This is a genomic window from Bradyrhizobium sp. IC3195 (genome assembly GCF_020193585.1).
GTDB lineage: Bacteria > Pseudomonadota > Alphaproteobacteria > Rhizobiales > Xanthobacteraceae > Bradyrhizobium > Bradyrhizobium yuanmingense.
This window is the reverse complement of sequence record NZ_JADYVG010000002.1, coordinates 342637-358976: the sequence shown is the minus strand read 5'-3', so window position 1 is coordinate 358976 and position 16340 is coordinate 342637. Positions and strand designations below refer to the sequence as shown.

At 63.5% G+C, this 16340-nt stretch carries 25 protein-coding genes; all 25 read left to right on the top strand.

All coding sequences use genetic code 11. The features are described from left to right. Nucleotides 1-5 precede the first annotated feature (5 nt). Nucleotides 6-2051, top strand: a complete 2046-nt coding sequence (locus tag I6F09_RS05395) for an ABC transporter ATP-binding protein (protein WP_225187625.1) — start codon at nt 6-8, stop codon at nt 2049-2051. Nucleotides 2052-2948: 897 nt separating this feature from the next. Then, nucleotides 2949-3320 (top strand): 30S ribosomal protein S12, encoded by a 372-nt coding sequence (rpsL, locus tag I6F09_RS05390; protein WP_007603006.1) that lies wholly within the window; start codon nt 2949-2951, stop codon nt 3318-3320. Between the two features lie 15 nt (nt 3321-3335). Beyond that, nucleotides 3336-3806, top strand: a complete 471-nt coding sequence (gene rpsG, locus I6F09_RS05385; protein ID WP_018647239.1) for a 30S ribosomal protein S7 — start codon at nt 3336-3338, stop codon at nt 3804-3806. A 33-nt stretch (nt 3807-3839) separates the two neighbouring features. Further along, on the top strand, nt 3840-5912 hold the full coding sequence (fusA, locus tag I6F09_RS05380; RefSeq protein WP_036011022.1) for an elongation factor G: 2073 nt from the start codon (nt 3840-3842) through the stop codon (nt 5910-5912). A gap of 40 nt (nt 5913-5952) precedes the next feature. After that, nucleotides 5953-7143 (top strand): elongation factor Tu, encoded by a 1191-nt coding sequence (tuf, locus tag I6F09_RS05375; RefSeq protein WP_025036994.1) that lies wholly within the window; start codon nt 5953-5955, stop codon nt 7141-7143. 81 nt (nt 7144-7224) lie between these two features. Next, on the top strand, nt 7225-7533 hold the full coding sequence (gene rpsJ, locus I6F09_RS05370) for a 30S ribosomal protein S10 (RefSeq protein ID WP_002712302.1): 309 nt from the start codon (nt 7225-7227) through the stop codon (nt 7531-7533). A gap of 52 nt (nt 7534-7585) precedes the next feature. After that, entirely contained in the window at nt 7586-8299 is a 714-nt protein-coding gene (gene rplC / locus I6F09_RS05365; protein WP_025036993.1) for a 50S ribosomal protein L3, read from the top strand. Between the two features lies 1 nt (nt 8300). Next, nucleotides 8301-8921 (top strand): 50S ribosomal protein L4, encoded by a 621-nt coding sequence (rplD, locus tag I6F09_RS05360; protein ID WP_018647243.1) that lies wholly within the window; start codon nt 8301-8303, stop codon nt 8919-8921. Further along, a complete protein-coding gene (locus I6F09_RS05355; RefSeq protein WP_025036992.1) occupies nt 8918-9220 on the top strand; it encodes a 50S ribosomal protein L23 in 303 nt (100 codons plus the stop codon). The genes rplD and I6F09_RS05355 overlap by 4 nt, the downstream gene beginning before the upstream one ends. A gap of 12 nt (nt 9221-9232) precedes the next feature. Further along, nucleotides 9233-10066 carry a 50S ribosomal protein L2 gene (rplB, locus tag I6F09_RS05350; protein ID WP_024342450.1) on the top strand — a complete coding sequence of 278 codons (834 nt, stop codon included), beginning with the start codon at nt 9233-9235 and terminating at the stop codon, nt 10064-10066. Nucleotides 10067-10078: 12 nt separating this feature from the next. Further along, the gene (gene rpsS / locus I6F09_RS05345) at nt 10079-10357 is read left to right on the top strand and encodes a 30S ribosomal protein S19 (RefSeq protein WP_008136357.1); all 279 of its coding nucleotides are present in this window, start codon (nt 10079-10081) and stop codon (nt 10355-10357) included. A 10-nt stretch (nt 10358-10367) separates the two neighbouring features. Then, nucleotides 10368-10754 carry a 50S ribosomal protein L22 gene (gene rplV / locus I6F09_RS05340; RefSeq protein WP_008549264.1) on the top strand — a complete coding sequence of 129 codons (387 nt, stop codon included), beginning with the start codon at nt 10368-10370 and terminating at the stop codon, nt 10752-10754. A 17-nt stretch (nt 10755-10771) separates the two neighbouring features. After that, nucleotides 10772-11497, top strand: coding sequence for a 30S ribosomal protein S3 (rpsC, locus tag I6F09_RS05335; RefSeq protein ID WP_036011029.1), 726 nt, complete (start codon nt 10772-10774; stop codon nt 11495-11497). 30 nt (nt 11498-11527) lie between these two features. After that, nucleotides 11528-11941, top strand: coding sequence for a 50S ribosomal protein L16 (gene rplP, locus I6F09_RS05330; RefSeq protein WP_008136349.1), 414 nt, complete (start codon nt 11528-11530; stop codon nt 11939-11941). A gap of 5 nt (nt 11942-11946) precedes the next feature. After that, entirely contained in the window at nt 11947-12153 is a 207-nt protein-coding gene (rpmC, locus tag I6F09_RS05325; protein ID WP_025036989.1) for a 50S ribosomal protein L29, read from the top strand. A gap of 13 nt (nt 12154-12166) precedes the next feature. After that, nucleotides 12167-12415 carry a 30S ribosomal protein S17 gene (rpsQ, locus tag I6F09_RS05320; protein ID WP_024342452.1) on the top strand — a complete coding sequence of 83 codons (249 nt, stop codon included), beginning with the start codon at nt 12167-12169 and terminating at the stop codon, nt 12413-12415. 84 nt (nt 12416-12499) lie between these two features. After that, on the top strand, nt 12500-12868 hold the full coding sequence (gene rplN / locus I6F09_RS05315) for a 50S ribosomal protein L14 (protein ID WP_007603030.1): 369 nt from the start codon (nt 12500-12502) through the stop codon (nt 12866-12868). Then, entirely contained in the window at nt 12868-13182 is a 315-nt protein-coding gene (gene rplX / locus I6F09_RS05310) for a 50S ribosomal protein L24 (RefSeq protein ID WP_011088142.1), read from the top strand. The genes rplN and rplX overlap by 1 nt, the downstream gene beginning before the upstream one ends. After that, nucleotides 13175-13732, top strand: a complete 558-nt coding sequence (gene rplE, locus I6F09_RS05305) for a 50S ribosomal protein L5 (RefSeq protein ID WP_025036988.1) — start codon at nt 13175-13177, stop codon at nt 13730-13732. Before rplX ends, rplE begins: the two co-directional genes overlap by 8 nt. Nucleotides 13733-13778: 46 nt before the next feature. Continuing rightward, the gene (gene rpsN / locus I6F09_RS05300; RefSeq protein WP_028137018.1) at nt 13779-14084 is read left to right on the top strand and encodes a 30S ribosomal protein S14; all 306 of its coding nucleotides are present in this window, start codon (nt 13779-13781) and stop codon (nt 14082-14084) included. Nucleotides 14085-14098: 14 nt separating this feature from the next. After that, a complete protein-coding gene (rpsH, locus tag I6F09_RS05295) occupies nt 14099-14497 on the top strand; it encodes a 30S ribosomal protein S8 (protein ID WP_024342456.1) in 399 nt (132 codons plus the stop codon). Between the two features lie 16 nt (nt 14498-14513). Further along, a complete protein-coding gene (gene rplF, locus I6F09_RS05290; RefSeq protein ID WP_225187624.1) occupies nt 14514-15047 on the top strand; it encodes a 50S ribosomal protein L6 in 534 nt (177 codons plus the stop codon). Between the two features lie 11 nt (nt 15048-15058). Continuing rightward, on the top strand, nt 15059-15421 hold the full coding sequence (rplR, locus tag I6F09_RS05285) for a 50S ribosomal protein L18 (protein ID WP_024342458.1): 363 nt from the start codon (nt 15059-15061) through the stop codon (nt 15419-15421). Nucleotides 15422-15465: 44 nt separating this feature from the next. Continuing rightward, nucleotides 15466-16059, top strand: a complete 594-nt coding sequence (rpsE, locus tag I6F09_RS05280; protein ID WP_025036985.1) for a 30S ribosomal protein S5 — start codon at nt 15466-15468, stop codon at nt 16057-16059. 25 nt (nt 16060-16084) lie between these two features. Then, a complete protein-coding gene (rpmD, locus tag I6F09_RS05275) occupies nt 16085-16279 on the top strand; it encodes a 50S ribosomal protein L30 (RefSeq protein ID WP_225147670.1) in 195 nt (64 codons plus the stop codon). Nucleotides 16280-16340 lie beyond the last annotated feature (61 nt).

Below are 16340 nucleotides of genomic sequence, written 5' to 3'. Positions count from 1 at the left end.
GTTTCATGGCATCCAAGCCTTTCTTGCCTGGCGACAAGCCTCTATCTCCCGATCAACAGAAGCTCGCCGCGGAGGAGGCGGCCGGGCTCGATGGCAAGCTCGCCGACGCTGCCAAGCCGGATCTCAAGGACGACGAGGACGCCGAAGACGAGGGGGATGACGAGCTGGAGCTCGACGAGGACGATGAGGACGAGGACCTCGTCGTCTTTACCGCGCGCGAAGCCGCCGGGGCCCTTGCGACCATTGTCGGGTTCGTCAAGCCCTATCTCTCCAACTACAAGCGGATGCTGTCATTCGTGGCATTCGGCGTCGTGGTCGAGACGTTGTTCAACGTCATCATGCCGCTCAGCCTCAAGTTCCTGATCGACGATGCGCTCGGCGAGGAGGATTTTCAGGCGCTCTATAAGATCCTCGGCGTGCTCGCCGTCGCCGGCATTTTCACCTCGATCGTTGCAGTCTGGTACGAACGCTGGGACGCGCGACTTGCCGCTTGCATCATCTCCGATGTCCGCACACGCCTGTTCGAGCACGTCCAGGACCTGCCCGCCGCCTATTTCGGCCGCACCAGGCGCGGCGAGATCCTGTCGCGCTTCTCGGTCGATCTCTCGGCCTTCGAAGGCTCGGTCAAGACGTTCGCCAACAGTGCCGCGCTGCCGTTCCTGGAGCTGATCGCCGGCATCATCCTGATGCTGTTCCTCAACTGGCAGCTCGCCGTCGTCGCGCTGCTGGTGTTCCCGATCACGCTGATCGGCCCGCGGATCCTGACGCCGAAGGCGGTGCAGGCCAATTACGAACAGAAGCTCAATGAATCGGCGTTGCTGGGCCAAGTCCAGGAGAACGTGGCCGCCCAGGCGGTCATCAAGGCGTTCAGCCTGCAACGCAAGATGTTCGGCTTCTTCCGGTTGCGCAACGACGAGACCCGCAACAAGATGGCCTCGGCCACATTCCTCTCGACCATGGTGGAGCGGACAGTCACCATCTCGGTGCTCCTCCTGCACCTTGTGGTGCTCGCGATCGGCGCGTATCTGGCGACCAAGGGCCATATCACCATCGGCACCTTTGTCACCTTCGAGAGCGCGTTCTGGGAGGTCTCCTACAACATCGCCCATGTGATGCATTTCATCCCGGTGTCGATCTCCTCGGCCGCCGCGATCCGCCACATCCAGGAGTTGCTCGACGAGCCGACCCGCAGCGCCGATCGGCCGGGCGCGCCCGATCTGCCGCGCATCACCCACGACATTACCTTCGATCACGTCACCTTCCAGTACGAGGGCAGTCAGACGCCGGTGCTGGACAATCTCAGCCTCAAGCTCGATGCCGGCAAGCGCATCGCGATCGTCGGTCCGAGCGGCTCCGGCAAGAGCACGCTGCTCAATTTGATCCTGCGGCTCTACGTGCCCGACGAAGGCCGCGTCACCATCGACGGGGTCGACGTCCGCAAGGTGACGCTGGACTCGCTGCGCCGGAGCATGGCGGTGGTGTTCCAGGAGAACATGCTGTTCAACATGTCGATCCGCGAGAACATCCGGCTCGGCAAGGAGGGCGCAACCGACGAGGAGGTGGAGGAGGCGGCCAAGAAGGCCGAGATCCACCGCTACATCATGAGCCTGCCGCAGCGCTACGACACGCCGGTCGGCGAGCGCGGCGACACGCTGTCGGGCGGCCAACGCCAGCGCATTGCGATCGCGCGCGCGATCATCCGCAACCCCTCCGTGCTGCTGCTGGACGAAGCAACTTCGGCGCTGGACCAGACCACCGAGGCCGCAATCAACCGCACGCTGCTCAGGGTCGCCAAGGGTCGCACCATGATCTGGTCGACCCACCGCCTGACCTCGGTGGTCGAGATGGACGAGATCATCGTGATTTCAGGGGGCAGGGCGATCGAGCGCGGTTCCCATGCCGAGTTGCTCGCCAAGAATGGCACCTATCGCAAGCTGTGGAACGACCAGATCCACCAGCCCCATGGCGCGGCAGCTCACGCCGACGCCGACCGCAATGATGACGACGAGGACGAAGACCTCGATGACGATGAGGACGACGAGGAGGAGTAACCGCGGGCGGTGAGCTTCGAGCGGCCGCGTCTGATCGTCTCGTCTCACGGCAACGCGCGGTTCAGCGTCGACTCGTCGATTCTCTGATGCAAGGCGTTCGGCCGCCGCGCGCCGCGTTTTTTCGCACGGATGGTTTGGGGCAAGAGCCATTCGCGGATCGACCAGTCCGGGCTGAAGCCGCGTCACACCGGGCATCGCGGCGGGCCGGGAAAAGCTGGTAGACCGGCCACCAGCCAACAAACTGAGCGCAGGCAGGAAAAAAGCCCCTCAGTTTGGTAATAAAACTACATTAAACCCGGGTATAATTGTTCTCAGATCTGGCAGGTCAGTCGCCTCGGTCCTATATCAGGCAGGCGCGGGGAGGCGGCGAAGAGGCGATTTTTTGCAGGCGCATGAAGCGCTTTGTGACTGTCGTTTCACCTTGACTTGACCGATTCCCACTTATAGAAAGCGCCTCACTTAACGACAGGCGGTGAGCATCGCCAGCGTCGGAACGGGCCACCCGTTGATCCCCAAAGACTAGATCTGCCAGGGGTCGCAAAGACGGGCACCAACCTCGACGAATGCCGCTCAAACGCTGTCGATCATAGCTAGGCAATGCCAGTGCGACTTTAGTTCTCTCGAGCACGTTCTCTTGAGATCGAATTCGGATGCATGACCTCAGTGCGCGGGCCGCGGCGTTACGCTGAACGGCTTCGAGACTGCGGTCCTCTGTGGCGTCGAAGCGCTTTCCGCTCGTTGATGGAGCGGTTGGCGCAATTTCGCTTTGCGCGGGTCTTTCGCGCCAGGCGGCCCGTTCGGGCGGGTAGCTCGAGCAGAATTTGCGGACCCGGTGACGGGCCGCGGCAAGACAGCGGACCCGAGAGGGGCCGCGGCAGAAAAAGGGTGAAGGCCAGTATGCCGACGATCAACCAGCTGATCGCTCAACCGCGGGAAGTGCAGAAGTCGCGCAAGAAGGTGCCGGCGCTGCAGCAGTCGCCGCAGAAGCGTGGTGTTTGCACGCGCGTCTACACCACGACCCCGAAGAAGCCGAACTCGGCGCTTCGTAAGGTTGCCAAGGTGCGCCTGACCAACGGCTTCGAGGTGATCGGCTACATCCCTGGCGAGGGCCATAACCTCCAGGAGCACTCGGTGGTCATGATCCGCGGCGGCCGCGTCAAGGACTTGCCGGGCGTGCGCTATCACATCCTCCGCGGCGTTCTGGACACCCAGGGCGTCAAGAACCGTAAGCAGCGTCGTTCGAAGTACGGCGCCAAGCGTCCGAAGTAAGCGGGAACCAAGCCTATGTCTCGTCGCCACTCTGCGGAAAAGCGCGAAGTTCTTCCGGATCCGAAATTCGGGAACATCATCGTCACGAAGTTCATGAACTCGGTGATGTACGCCGGCAAGAAGTCGGTTGCGGAAGGCATCGTCTATGGTGCGTTCGGCATCATCGAATCTAAGACCAAGCAGAACCCGCTCGGCGTGTTCGAGCAGGCGCTCGAGAACGTCATGCCGACCATCGAGGTCCGCTCCCGCCGCGTCGGCGGCGCGACCTACCAGGTTCCGGTCGAGGTCCGCTCGACCCGCCGGCAGGCGCTCGGCATTCGCTGGCTGATCGCGGCTGCGCGCGAGCGCAACGAGAAGACCATGACCGAGCGGCTCTCGGCGGAGCTCTTGGACGCATCGAACAACCGGGGGAACGCCGTCAAGAAGCGCGAAGACGTGCACCGCATGGCGGAAGCCAACCGCGCCTTCTCGCACTACCGCTGGTAACGGCGACACACTCGGACTCGCAAGGAACGACCCATGCCCCGCCAACATGCCATCGAGGACTACCGTAACTTCGGTATCATGGCGCATATCGACGCCGGCAAGACCACGACGACCGAGCGCATCCTCTATTACACCGGCAAGAGCCACAAGATCGGCGAAGTGCACGAAGGTGCCGCGACGATGGACTGGATGGAGCAGGAGCAGGAGCGTGGCATCACGATCACCTCGGCTGCGACCACCGCGTTCTGGAACGGCAAGCGCCTGAACATCATCGACACGCCCGGTCACGTCGACTTCACCATCGAAGTCGAGCGTTCGCTCCGCGTGCTCGACGGCGCCGTCTGCGTGCTCGACTCCAACCAGGGCGTCGAGCCTCAGACCGAGACCGTCTGGCGCCAGGGCGACAAGTACAAGGTTCCGCGCATCGTCTTCGCCAACAAGATGGACAAGATCGGTGCCGACTTCTTCAAGTGTCTGGCGGACATTGTCGACCGTCTGGGCGCCAAGCCCGTCGCGATCCAGCTTCCGATCGGTGCCGAGAACAACTTCAAGGGTCTTGTCGACCTCGTGAAGATGAAGGGCGTCGTCTGGAACGACGAGTCGCTCGGTGCCAAGTTCGACTATGTCGACATTCCGGAAGACCTCGTCGACCAGGCCAAGGAATACCGCGAGAAGATGGTGGAAGCCGCCGTCGAGCTCGACGACGATGCCATGGCCGCCTATCTCGATGGCAAGGAGCCGGACGAGGCGACCCTGAAGCGCCTGATCCGCAAGGCGGTGCTGACCGGCGCGTTTTATCCCGTGCTGTGCGGCTCGGCCTTCAAGAACAAGGGCGTGCAGCCGCTGCTCGACGCCGTGGTCGACTATCTGCCGTCGCCGCTCGACGTGCCCGCGATCAAGGGCACCGACGACAAGGGCAACGAGGTCGTGCGCAAGGCGGACGACAAGGAGCCGCTGGCGCTGCTCGCGTTCAAGATCATGGACGACCCGTTCGTCGGCACCATCACCTTCTGCCGCATCTATTCCGGCATCCTGCAGAGCGGCACCGGCGTCGTGAACTCGACCCGCGAGAAGAAGGAGCGGATCGGGCGCATGCTGTTGATGCATGCGAACAACCGCGAGGACATCAAGGAAGCCTATGCCGGCGACATCGTCGCGCTGGCCGGTCTGAAGGAAGCGCGCACCGGTGACACGCTGTGCGATCCCGACAAGCAGGTGATCCTGGAGAAGATGGAGTTCCCCGAGCCGGTCATCGAGATCGCGATCGAGCCGAAGTCCAAGGCCGACCAGGAGAAGCTGGGCGTGGCGCTGGCCAAGCTCGCCGCGGAGGATCCGTCCTTCCGCGTGTCGACCGACCACGAGTCCGGCCAGACCATCCTCAAGGGCATGGGCGAACTCCACCTCGACATCAAGGTCGACATCCTCAAGCGCACCTACAAGGTCGACGCCAACATCGGCGCGCCGCAGGTGGCGTTCCGTGAGCGCATCACCAAGCGGGTGGAGCACAGCTATACCCACAAGAAGCAGACCGGCGGTACCGGCCAGTTCGCGGCCGTGTCGTTCATCGTCGAGCCGAACGAAGCCGGCAAGGGCTTCGAGTTCGAATCGAAGATCGTCGGTGGCGCGGTGCCGAAGGAATACATCCCGGGCGTCGAGAAGGGCCTGGAGAGCGTGCTGTCGTCCGGCGTGGTCGCGGGCTTCCCCGTGGTCGACGTCAAGGTGCAGCTCGTCGACGGCAAGTATCACGACGTCGACTCGTCGGCGCTCGCCTTCGAAATCGCCTCGCGCGCCTGCTTCCGCGAAGCGCTGCAGATGGGCAAGTCGGTCCTGCTCGAGCCGATCATGAAGGTCGAGGTGGTGACCCCGGAAGACTACACCGGCTCGGTCATCGGCGACCTGAATTCCCGGCGCGGTCAGATCCAGGGGCAGGACATGCGCGGCAACGCCAACGTCATCAACGCGATGGTGCCGCTCATGAACATGTTCGGTTACGTGAACAATCTGCGCTCGATGAGCCAGGGTCGCGCGACCTTCACCATGCAGTTCGATCACTACGCAGAAGCGCCGGCCAACGTGTCGGCAGAAGTCCAGAAGAAGTTTGCCTGATTGTCGTCGGTTGAAAGCTGACGATTGAACGGAGAGTCAAATGGCCAAAGCAAAGTTTGAACGTACCAAGCCGCACTGCAACATCGGCACCATCGGTCACGTCGACCATGGCAAGACGTCGCTGACCGCGGCGATCACCAAGGTTCTCGCCGAAGCCGGCGGTGCGACGTTCACCGCGTACGACCAGATCGACAAGGCGCCGGAAGAGAAGGCCCGCGGCATCACCATCTCGACCGCGCACGTCGAGTACGAGACGCCGAACCGCCACTACGCCCACGTCGACTGCCCCGGCCACGCCGACTACGTCAAGAACATGATCACCGGCGCTGCCCAGATGGACGGCGCGATCCTGGTTGTGTCGGCCGCTGACGGCCCGATGCCGCAGACCCGCGAGCACATCCTGCTCGCCCGCCAGGTCGGTGTGCCCGCGCTCGTCGTGTTCCTCAACAAGTGCGACATGGTCGACGATCCGGAGCTGCTCGAGCTCGTCGAGCTCGAAGTCCGCGAGCTGCTTTCCAAGTACGAATTCCCCGGCGACAAGATTCCGATCATCAAGGGTTCGGCGCTCGCCGCTCTCGAAGACTCCGACAAGAAGCTCGGCCACGACGCCATCCTCGAGCTGATGAAGAACGTCGACGAGTACATCCCGCAGCCGGAGCGTCCGATCGACCAGCCGTTCCTGATGCCGGTTGAAGACGTGTTCTCGATCTCGGGCCGCGGCACCGTCGTGACCGGCCGTGTCGAACGCGGCGTCGTCAAGGTCGGCGAGGAAATCGAGATCGTCGGTCTCCGCGCCACCCAGAAGACCACCGTCACCGGCGTCGAAATGTTCCGCAAGCTGCTCGATCAGGGCCAGGCCGGCGACAACATCGGCGCGCTGCTCCGCGGCACCAAGCGCGAAGACGTCGAGCGCGGCCAGGTTCTGGCCAAGCCGGGTTCGGTCAAGCCGCACACCAAGTTCAAGGCCGAGGCCTACATCCTCACCAAGGAAGAGGGCGGTCGCCACACCCCGTTCTTCACCAACTACCGTCCGCAGTTCTACTTCCGCACCACCGACGTGACCGGTGTCGTGCACCTGCCGGAAGGCACCGAGATGGTGATGCCGGGCGACAACATCGCGATGGAAGTGCACCTGATCGTGCCGATCGCGATGGAAGAGAAGCTCCGCTTCGCGATCCGCGAAGGCGGCCGCACCGTCGGCGCCGGCGTCGTCGCCTCGATCATCGAGTAACAACGCGAATAGGGAATGGCGAGTGGCGAATAGTTTCTATTCGCTATTCGCTACTCGCCACTCACTAAGAAAGATTCGGCAATGAACGGCCAAAACATTCGTATCCGTCTCAAGGCGTTCGACCATCGTATCCTCGATACGTCGACCCGTGAGATCGTGAACACGGCGAAGCGCACCGGCGCGCAGGTCCGCGGACCCATTCCGCTGCCCACCCGCATCGAGAAGTTCACCGTCAACCGTTCGCCCCACGTCGACAAGAAGAGCCGCGAACAGTTCGAGATGCGCACTCACAAGCGCCTGCTCGACATCGTCGATCCGACCCCGCAGACCGTCGATGCTTTGATGAAGCTCGACCTGGCCGCCGGTGTCGACGTCGAGATCAAGCTCTAAGATTTTGGATCCCGTTCGCCAAAAGCGGACAAAGAGAACAGGAAGCAAGCCGATGCGCTCCGGAGTGATCGCACAAAAGGTCGGGATGACGCGGGTCTTCACGGAGGCCGGCGAACATATCCCCGTGACCGTGCTGAAGCTCGGCAATTGCCAGGTCGTAGGCCACCGCACCGAAGAGAAGAACGGTTACGTCGCGCTCCAGCTCGGTTCGGGCAGCCGCAAGACCGTTTACATGCCGAAGGCCGAGCGCGGCCAGTTCGCGGTCGCCAAGGTCGAGCCGAAGCGCCGGGTCGAGGAATTCCGCGTCACCGCGGACGCCATGATCCCGGTCGGCGCCGAGATCCAGGCCGACCACTTCGTCGTCGGCCAGTTCGTCGACGTCACCGGCACTTCGGTCGGTAAGGGCTTCGCCGGCGGCATGAAGCGCTGGAACTTCGGCGGTCTGCGCGCCACGCACGGTGTGTCGATCTCGCACCGCTCGATCGGTTCGACCGGTGGCCGTCAGGACCCCGGCAAGACCTGGAAGAACAAGAAGATGCCCGGCCACATGGGTGTCGATCGCATCACCACGCTCAACCTTCGCGTCGTCCAGACCGATGTCGAGCGCGGCCTGATCCTCGTCGAAGGCGCCGTTCCCGGCTCCAAGGGCGGCTGGATCCGCGTGCGCGACGCCGTCAAGAAGCCGCTGCCGAAGGAAGCCCCGAAGCCCGGCAAGTTCAAGGTTGCTGGCGACGCGGAAGCCGCTCCGGCTGCGCAGGAGGCGTGAGATGGAATTGAAGGTCACCACCCTCGAAGGTAAGGAAGCCGGCTCCGTCCAGCTGTCCGACGCCATTTTCGGCCTCGAGCCGCGCGAGGACATCATCGCGCGCTGCGTGCAGTGGCAGCTCAACAAGCGCCAGGCCGGCACGCACAAGGCCAAGGGCCGCGCCGAGATCTGGCGCACCGGCAAGAAGATGTACAAGCAGAAGGGCACCGGCGGTGCTCGTCACGGCTCGGCCCGCGTGCCGCAGTTCCGCGGCGGCGGTCGTGCCTTCGGTCCGGTGGTGCGTTCGCACGCCACCGACCTGCCGAAGAAGGTCCGTGCGCTCGCTCTGAAGCATGCGCTCTCGGCCAAGGCCAAGGACGGCGATCTCGTCGTGATCGAGAAGGCCGCGCTGGAAGCCGCCAAGACCAAGGCGCTGCTCGGCCACTTCTCGGGCCTCGGCCTCACCAACGCGCTGATCATCGACGGTGCCGAGCTCAACAACGGCTTCGCCGCTGCGGCTCGCAACATCCCGAACATGGACGTGCTGCCGATCCAGGGCATCAACGTCTATGACATCCTGCGCCGTCAGAAGCTCGTTCTGACCAAGGCCGCCATCGATGCGCTGGAGGCGCGCTTCAAATGAGCAAGAACATCGAGCCTCGCCACTACGACGTGATCCTGTCGCCGGTCGTGACCGAAAAGGCGACGATCGCCTCGGAGCACAACAAGGTGCTGTTCAAGGTGGCCGCCAAGGCGACCAAGCCGCAGATCAAGGAAGCGATCGAGAAGCTGTTCGACGTCAAGGTCAAGAGCGTCAACACGCTGGTCCGCAAGGGCAAGGTCAAGGCCTTCCGCGGCACCATCGGCTCGCAGTCGAACAGCAAACGCGCGATCGTGACCCTCGAAGAGGGTCACCGGATCGACGTCACCACCGGTCTGTAAGGTCGTACGACGATGGCACTGAAGACATTCAATCCCACGACGCCGGGCCAGCGCCAGCTGGTCATGGTCGATCGTTCGGCCCTCTACAAGGGCAAGCCGGTCAAGGCGCTCACCGAAGGCAAGAAGTCCTCGGGCGGCCGCAACAACACCGGCCGCATCACCGTGCGCTTCCGCGGCGGTGGTCACAAGCAGACGCTGCGTACGGTCGACTTCAAGCGTGAGAAGATCGACGTGCCCGCGACCGTCGAGCGTCTCGAGTATGATCCCAATCGCACCGGTTTCATCGCCCTGATCAAGTATCAGGACGGCGAGCAGGCCTACATCCTGGCGCCGCAGCGCCTGGCGGTGGGTGACACGATCATCGCCGGCAATTACGTCGACGTGAAGCCGGGCAACGTCATGCCGCTCGGCAACATGCCGGTCGGCACGATCATCCACAACATCGAAGTCAAGATCGGCAAGGGCGGCCAGCTGGCGCGTTCCGCCGGCACCTACGCCCAGCTCGTCGGCCGCGACCAGGACTACGTCATCATCCGCCTGAATTCGGGCGAGCAGCGCCTGGTGCACGGTCGTTGCCGCGGCACGATCGGCGCGGTGTCGAACCCGGATCACATGAACACCTCGATCGGCAAGGCCGGTCGCAAGCGTTGGATGGGCCGCAGGCCGCACAACCGCGGTGTCGCGATGAACCCGATCGACCATCCGCACGGCGGTGGTGAAGGTCGTACCTCGGGCGGCCGCCACCCGGTCACCCCGTGGGGCAAGCCGACCAAGGGCAAGAAGACCCGCACCAACAAGTCGACCAACAAATTCATTCTCCTAAGCCGCCACAAGCGGAAGAAGTAAGGAACGCCGGACATGGTTCGTTCAGTCTGGAAAGGCCCGTTCGTCGAGGGTTCTCTGCTCAAGAAGGCAGATGCCGCGCGCGCGTCCGGCCGTCACGACGTCATCAAGATCTGGAGCCGTCGCTCGACGATCCTGCCGCAATTCGTCGGCCTGACCTTCGGCGTCTACAACGGTCAGAAGCACGTGCCGGTGGCCGTGAACGAGGAAATGGTCGGTCACAAGTTCGGCGAGTTCTCGCCGACCCGGACCTTCCATGGCCACTCCGGCGACAAGAAAGCCAAGAAGGCTTGAGGATTAAACGATGAGCAAACCTAAGCGCGAACGGAGCCTCGCCGACAACGAGGCCAAGGCGGTCGCCCGGATGCTGCGGGTGAGCCCGCAGAAGCTCAACCTGGTTGCCCAGCTCATTCGCGGCCGGAAGGCGTCTGCCGCGCTCGCCGACCTGCAGTTTTCGCGCAAGCGGATCGCGGTCGACGTGAAGAAGTGCCTGGAATCGGCGATCGCCAACGCCGAGAACAACCACGACCTCGACGTCGACGATCTCGTCGTGGCGCAGGCCTTCGTCGGCAATGGCCTCGTGATGAAGCGCTTCGCCGCCCGCGGCCGCGGCCGCTCGGGCCGTGTATACAAACCGTTTTCGCAGCTGACGATCATCGTTCGTCAGGTCGAAGCTGAAGCCGCCGCTTAAGGGCGCAGGAGAACACGATGGGTCAAAAGATCAATCCGATCGGTCTGCGTCTCGGCATCAACCGGACCTGGGATTCCCGCTGGTTCGCCGGCAAGCAGGAATACGGCAAGCTGCTGCACGAGGACGTCAAGATCCGCGAGATCCTGCACAAGGAGCTCAAGCAGGCGGCCGTCGCCCGCATCGTGATCGAGCGTCCGCACAAGAAGTGCCGCGTCACCATCCACTCGGCCCGTCCGGGCGTGGTGATCGGCAAGAAGGGCGCCGACATCGACAAGCTGCGCAAGAGGGTCGCGGACATCACCTCGTCCGACGTCGTCATCAACATCGTCGAGATCCGCAAGCCGGAGCTCGATGCGACGCTGGTGGCCGAATCGATCGCGCAGCAGCTCGAGCGCCGCGTGGCGTTCCGCCGTGCCATGAAGCGCGCCGTGCAGTCGGCAATGCGTCTCGGCGCGGAGGGCATCCGCATCAACTGCTCGGGACGTCTGGGCGGTGCGGAAATCGCGCGCATGGAGTGGTACCGCGAAGGCCGCGTGCCGCTGCACACGCTGCGTGCCGACATCGACTACGGCGTTGCGACCGCGTTCACGACCTTCGGCACCTGCGGCGTCAAGGTCTGGATCTTCAAGGGCGAGATCCTCGAGCACGATCCAATGGCCCAGGACAAGAGAATGGCCGAAGGCGAGACCGGCGGCAGTGGCGATCGCGGTGGCCGTCAGCGCCGCGAGACGGCCGCTGCCTAAGGCCAGACAGGAATTTGAGGGCTTAAAGCCATGATGCAACCTAAGAAAACGAAGTTCCGGAAGGCGCATAAGGGCCGCATCCACGGCGTTGCGTCTTCGGGCGCGACGTTGGCGTTCGGCCAGTTCGGCCTGAAGGCGACCGAGCCTGAGCGCGTCACCGCGCGCCAGATCGAAGCCGCCCGCCGCGCGCTGACCCGCCACATGAAGCGCGCCGGCCGCGTCTGGATCCGCGTGTTCCCCGACGTTCCGGTGTCGAAGAAGCCGGCCGAAGTCCGCATGGGCTCCGGCAAGGGTTCGCCGGAATTGTGGGTCGCGCGCGTCAAGCCGGGCCGGGTGCTGTTCGAGATCGACGGCGTCAACACCCAGACGGCGCGTGAGGCGCTGACCCTGGCGGCCGCCAAGCTGCCGATCAAGACGCGCTTCGTCGAGCGCATTGCGGAGTAATGGCCATGGCACAGATGAAGATCGAAGACATCCGCGCGATGAGCCCCGACCAGCAGGATGAGGCCATCCTGAACCTGAAGAAGGAGCGCTTCAACCTGCGCTTCCAGCGCGCCACCGGGCAGCTCGAGAACACCTCGCGCCTGCGCGAGGCCCGCCGCGACATCGCCCGGATCAAGACCATCGCCGCGCAGACGCGCGCGAAGAAGAAGTAAGAGGCTTACGAAGATGCCGAAACGTACTTTGCAGGGCGTGGTCGTCAGCGACAAGCAAGCCAAGACCATCGTGGTGCGCGTCGACCGCCGCTTCACGCACCCGATCTACAAGAAGACGATCCGCCGTTCGAAGAACTACCACGCGCACGACGAGAGCAACCAGTTCAAGCCGGGCGACATGGTGTGGATCGAGGAAACGAAGCCGATTTCGAAGTTGAAGCGCTGGGTCGTGATCCGGGGCGAACACAAGAAAAGCGCCTGATCTGTTGGCTTTAGCCGACTGACTTCAGGGAAATGTTGAGCGCCGGCTGGGCTGGCGCAAAGAGAAAGAGGACGAGGTGCATCAATGATTCAGATGCAGACCAACCTCGACGTGGCCGACAATTCTGGCGCACGCCGTGTCATGTGTATCAAGGTGCTCGGAGGCTCCAAGCGCCGCTACGCCACGATCGGCGACATCATCGTCGTGTCGATCAAGGAAGCCATTCCGCGTGGCAAGGTGAAGAAGGGCGACGTGATGAAGGCCGTCGTGGTGCGCGTCCGCAAGGACATCCGCCGCGCCGACGGCTCGGTCATCCGTTTCGACCGCAACGCCGCCGTGCTGATCAACAACCAGTCCGAGCCGGTCGGCACCCGTATCTTCGGGCCCGTGCCGCGCGAGCTGCGCGCCAAGAACCACATGAAGATCATCTCGCTCGCGCCGGAGGTGCTGTGATGGCTGCGAAGATCCGCAAGGGCGACAAGGTCGTCGTGCTGACCGGCCGCGACAAGGGCCGCACCGGCGAAGTGTTCGAGGTTCGCCCCGACGCCGGCACCGCGCTGGTGCGCGGCATCAACATGGTCAAGCGTCACCAGAAGCAGACGCAGGCCCAGGAGGGCGGCATCATCTCGAAAGAGGCGCCGATCCAACTGTCCAACATCGCGTATGTCGGCAAGGACGGAAAGCCGACCCGCGTCGGATTCAAGATTCTGGCGGACGGCAAGAAGGTCCGCATCGCCAAGAGCTCGGGAGCTGAGATCGATGGCTGAGGCCGCTTACACGCCGCGCCTGCGCGCGGAATATGACGCGAAGATCCGCACGGCTCTGACCGAGAAGTTCGGTTACGAGAATGTCATGCAGGTTCCGCGCCTGGACAAGGTTGTGCTGAACATGGGCGTTGGCGATTCCGTCAACGACCGCAAGAAGGCCGAGACCGCCGCTGCCGAATTGACCCAGATCGCCGGCCAGAAGGCGATCGTCACCTATTCGCGCATCGCGATCGCGACCTTCAAGCTGCGTGAGAACCAGCCGATCGGCTGCAAGGTCACGCTGCGCAAGGCCCGCATGTACGAGTTCATCGATCGCCTGGTGAACGTCGCGCTGCCGCGCGTGCGCGACTTCCGCGGCCTGAACCCGAAGAGCTTCGACGGCCGCGGCAACTACTCGCTCGGCATCAAGGAGCACATCATTTTCCCCGAGATCGACTTCGACAAGGTCACGGAAGCCCGCGGTATGGACATCACCGTCTGCACCACGGCCAAGACCGACGAAGAGGCGAGGGCCTTGTTGACCGCTTTCAATTTCCCGTTCCGGCAGTGAGACGCTGACTTAGAGCCTCTCAAACGCGGATACCCAGGAGCCAAGCATGGCAAAGAAAAGTTCAGTCGAGAAGAACAACCGGCGCAAGCGGATGGTGAAGAACGCCGCCGCCAAGCGCGAGCGGTTGAAGGCGATCATCGCCGACAAGACGCTGCCGATGGAGGAGCGGTTCGCCGCGACGCTGAAGCTGGCGGAAATGCCGCGCAACTCGTCGGCGACCCGCATCCGCCTGCGTTGCGAGTTGTCGGGCCGTCCGCGCTCGAACTATCGCAAGAACAAGCTGTCCCGTATCGCGCTGCGCGAACTTGGCTCCAAGGGCATGGTCCCGGGCCTCGTGAAGTCCAGCTGGTAAGGAGGGTCGTTTAGATGTCTACGCACGATCCAATCAGCGATCTGATCACCCGTATCCGCAACGCGCAGATGCGTTCGAAGACCAAGGTTTCCACGCCTGGCTCGAAGATGCGCGAGAACGTGCTCGAGGTTCTGAAGGCCGAGGGCTACATCCGCGGTTACGCCACACTCGAGCACTCCTCGGGCCGCAGCGAGATCGAGATCGAGCTGAAGTATTTCGACGGCGAGCCCGTCATTCGCGAGATTGAGCGCGTTTCCAAGCCCGGGCGCAGAGTCTACGCCTCGGTGAAGAACCTGCCGCGGGTGAACAACGGTCTCGGCATTTCGGTGTTGTCGACGCCGAAGGGGATCATGGCCGACCACAGCGCGCGCGACGCGAATGTGGGCGGTGAAGTCCTCTTCACGGTGTTCTGAGAAGGATTTTTCATCCATGTCACGAGTTGGCAAAAGGCCTGTGGCGGTTCCGTCGGGTGTGACCGCGACCGTCGATGGGCAGACCGTCAAGATGAAGGGGCCGAAGGGCCAGCTTCAGTTCGTCGTCCACGACGACGTCGAGGTGAAGCTCGAGAACGGCCAGGTCAAGGTCAAGCCGCGGACCGAGAGCAACCGCGCGCGGGCCCTCTACGGCACCGCTCGCGCCCAGGTCGCGAATCTGGTCGAAGGCGTCACCAAGGGTTTCGAGAAGAAGCTCGAGATCACCGGCGTCGGCTATCGCGCCGCGATGCAGGGCAAGAACCTGCAGCTCGCGCTCGGCTACAGCCATGACGTGATCTACCCGATCCCCGAGGGGATCACGATCACCGTGCCGAAGCCGACCGAGATCACGGTGGCGGGCAGCGACGTCCAGCGCGTCGGCCAGGTCGCCGCCGAGATCCGCTCCTATCGTCCGCCGGAGCCCTACAAGGGCAAGGGCGTGAAGTATGTGGGCGAATTCATCTTCCGCAAGGAAGGCAAGAAGAAGTAACGGAGCCGGTCATGTCGAAAGCCAAGGTTACGAATGCCCGGCGCAAGCGGAGTGTGCGGCTGAAGCTGCGCCGTTCCGCCGGCGGCCGTCCGCGCCTGTCGGTGTTCCGCTCGTCCAAGCACATCTACGCCCAGGTCATCGACGACCTGAAGGGCGAGACGCTGGCCTCTGCTTCGTCGCTCGAGAAGTCGATGCGCGACGGCGGCAAGACCGGCGCCGACATCGATGCGGCGAAGGCGGTCGGCAAGCTGCTGGCTGAGCGCGCTGCAGAGAAGGGTGTCAAGGAAGTCGTGTTCGATCGCGGCAGCTATCTCTATCACGGGCGCGTCAAGGCTCTTGCCGATGCAGCGCGTGAGAGTGGGCTGAGCTTCTAACAGAATTTGAGGATTGAGGCGTAAGTCTCTGAAGGATTAGAAAAATGGCAGAACGCGAACAACGTGGTGGACGCGATCAACGCGGCGGCGGACGTGAACGCAGGGAGCGCGAGGAGCGCGACAGCGAGTTCGTCGACAAGCTCGTCCACATCAACCGCGTGGCCAAGGTCGTCAAGGGCGGCAAGCGCTTCGGTTTCGCAGCGCTGGTCGTGATCGGCGACCAGAAGGGCCGCGCCGGCTTCGGTCACGGCAAGGCGCGCGAAGTGCCTGAGGCGATCCGCAAGGCGACCGAGTCCGCCAAGCGTAACCTGACGCGGGTGTCGCTGCGCGAGGGCCGCACGCTCCATCACGACATCGCCGGCCGTCATGGCGCGGGCCGTGTCTATCTGCGTGCAGCTCCGGCCGGTACCGGCATCATCGCCGGTGGCCCGATGCGCGCCGTGTTCGAGACGCTCGGCGTCCAGGACGTGGTGGCGAAGTCGATCGGCTCGTCGAACCCGTACAACATGGTGCGCGCGACCTTCGACGCGCTCAAGCACCAGGATTCGCCGCGTTCGGTCGCAGCCCGCCGCAACATCAAGGTGTCCACCCTCCAGTCCCGTCGTATCGGCGGCGATGCCGAGGCGGCCGCCGACTAACGGAAGCTTTTCGGAGTAGACTCCCATGGCCAAGACCGCAAAGACGATCAAGGTCGAGCAGACCGGCAGCGCGATCCGCCGCCATCACTCGCAGCGTTCGACCCTGATCGGGCTCAAGCTCAACAAGATCGGCCGCACCAGCGAACTGCCGGATACCCCGGCGGTCCGCGGCATGATCGAGAAGGTTCACCATCTCGTCCGCATCATCGACGAGAAGTAAGCAAAGGCGCACGGTCCCGGAGAGCGGGAAGCGGTTTTCGATGAAGATCGTGCGCAAGACA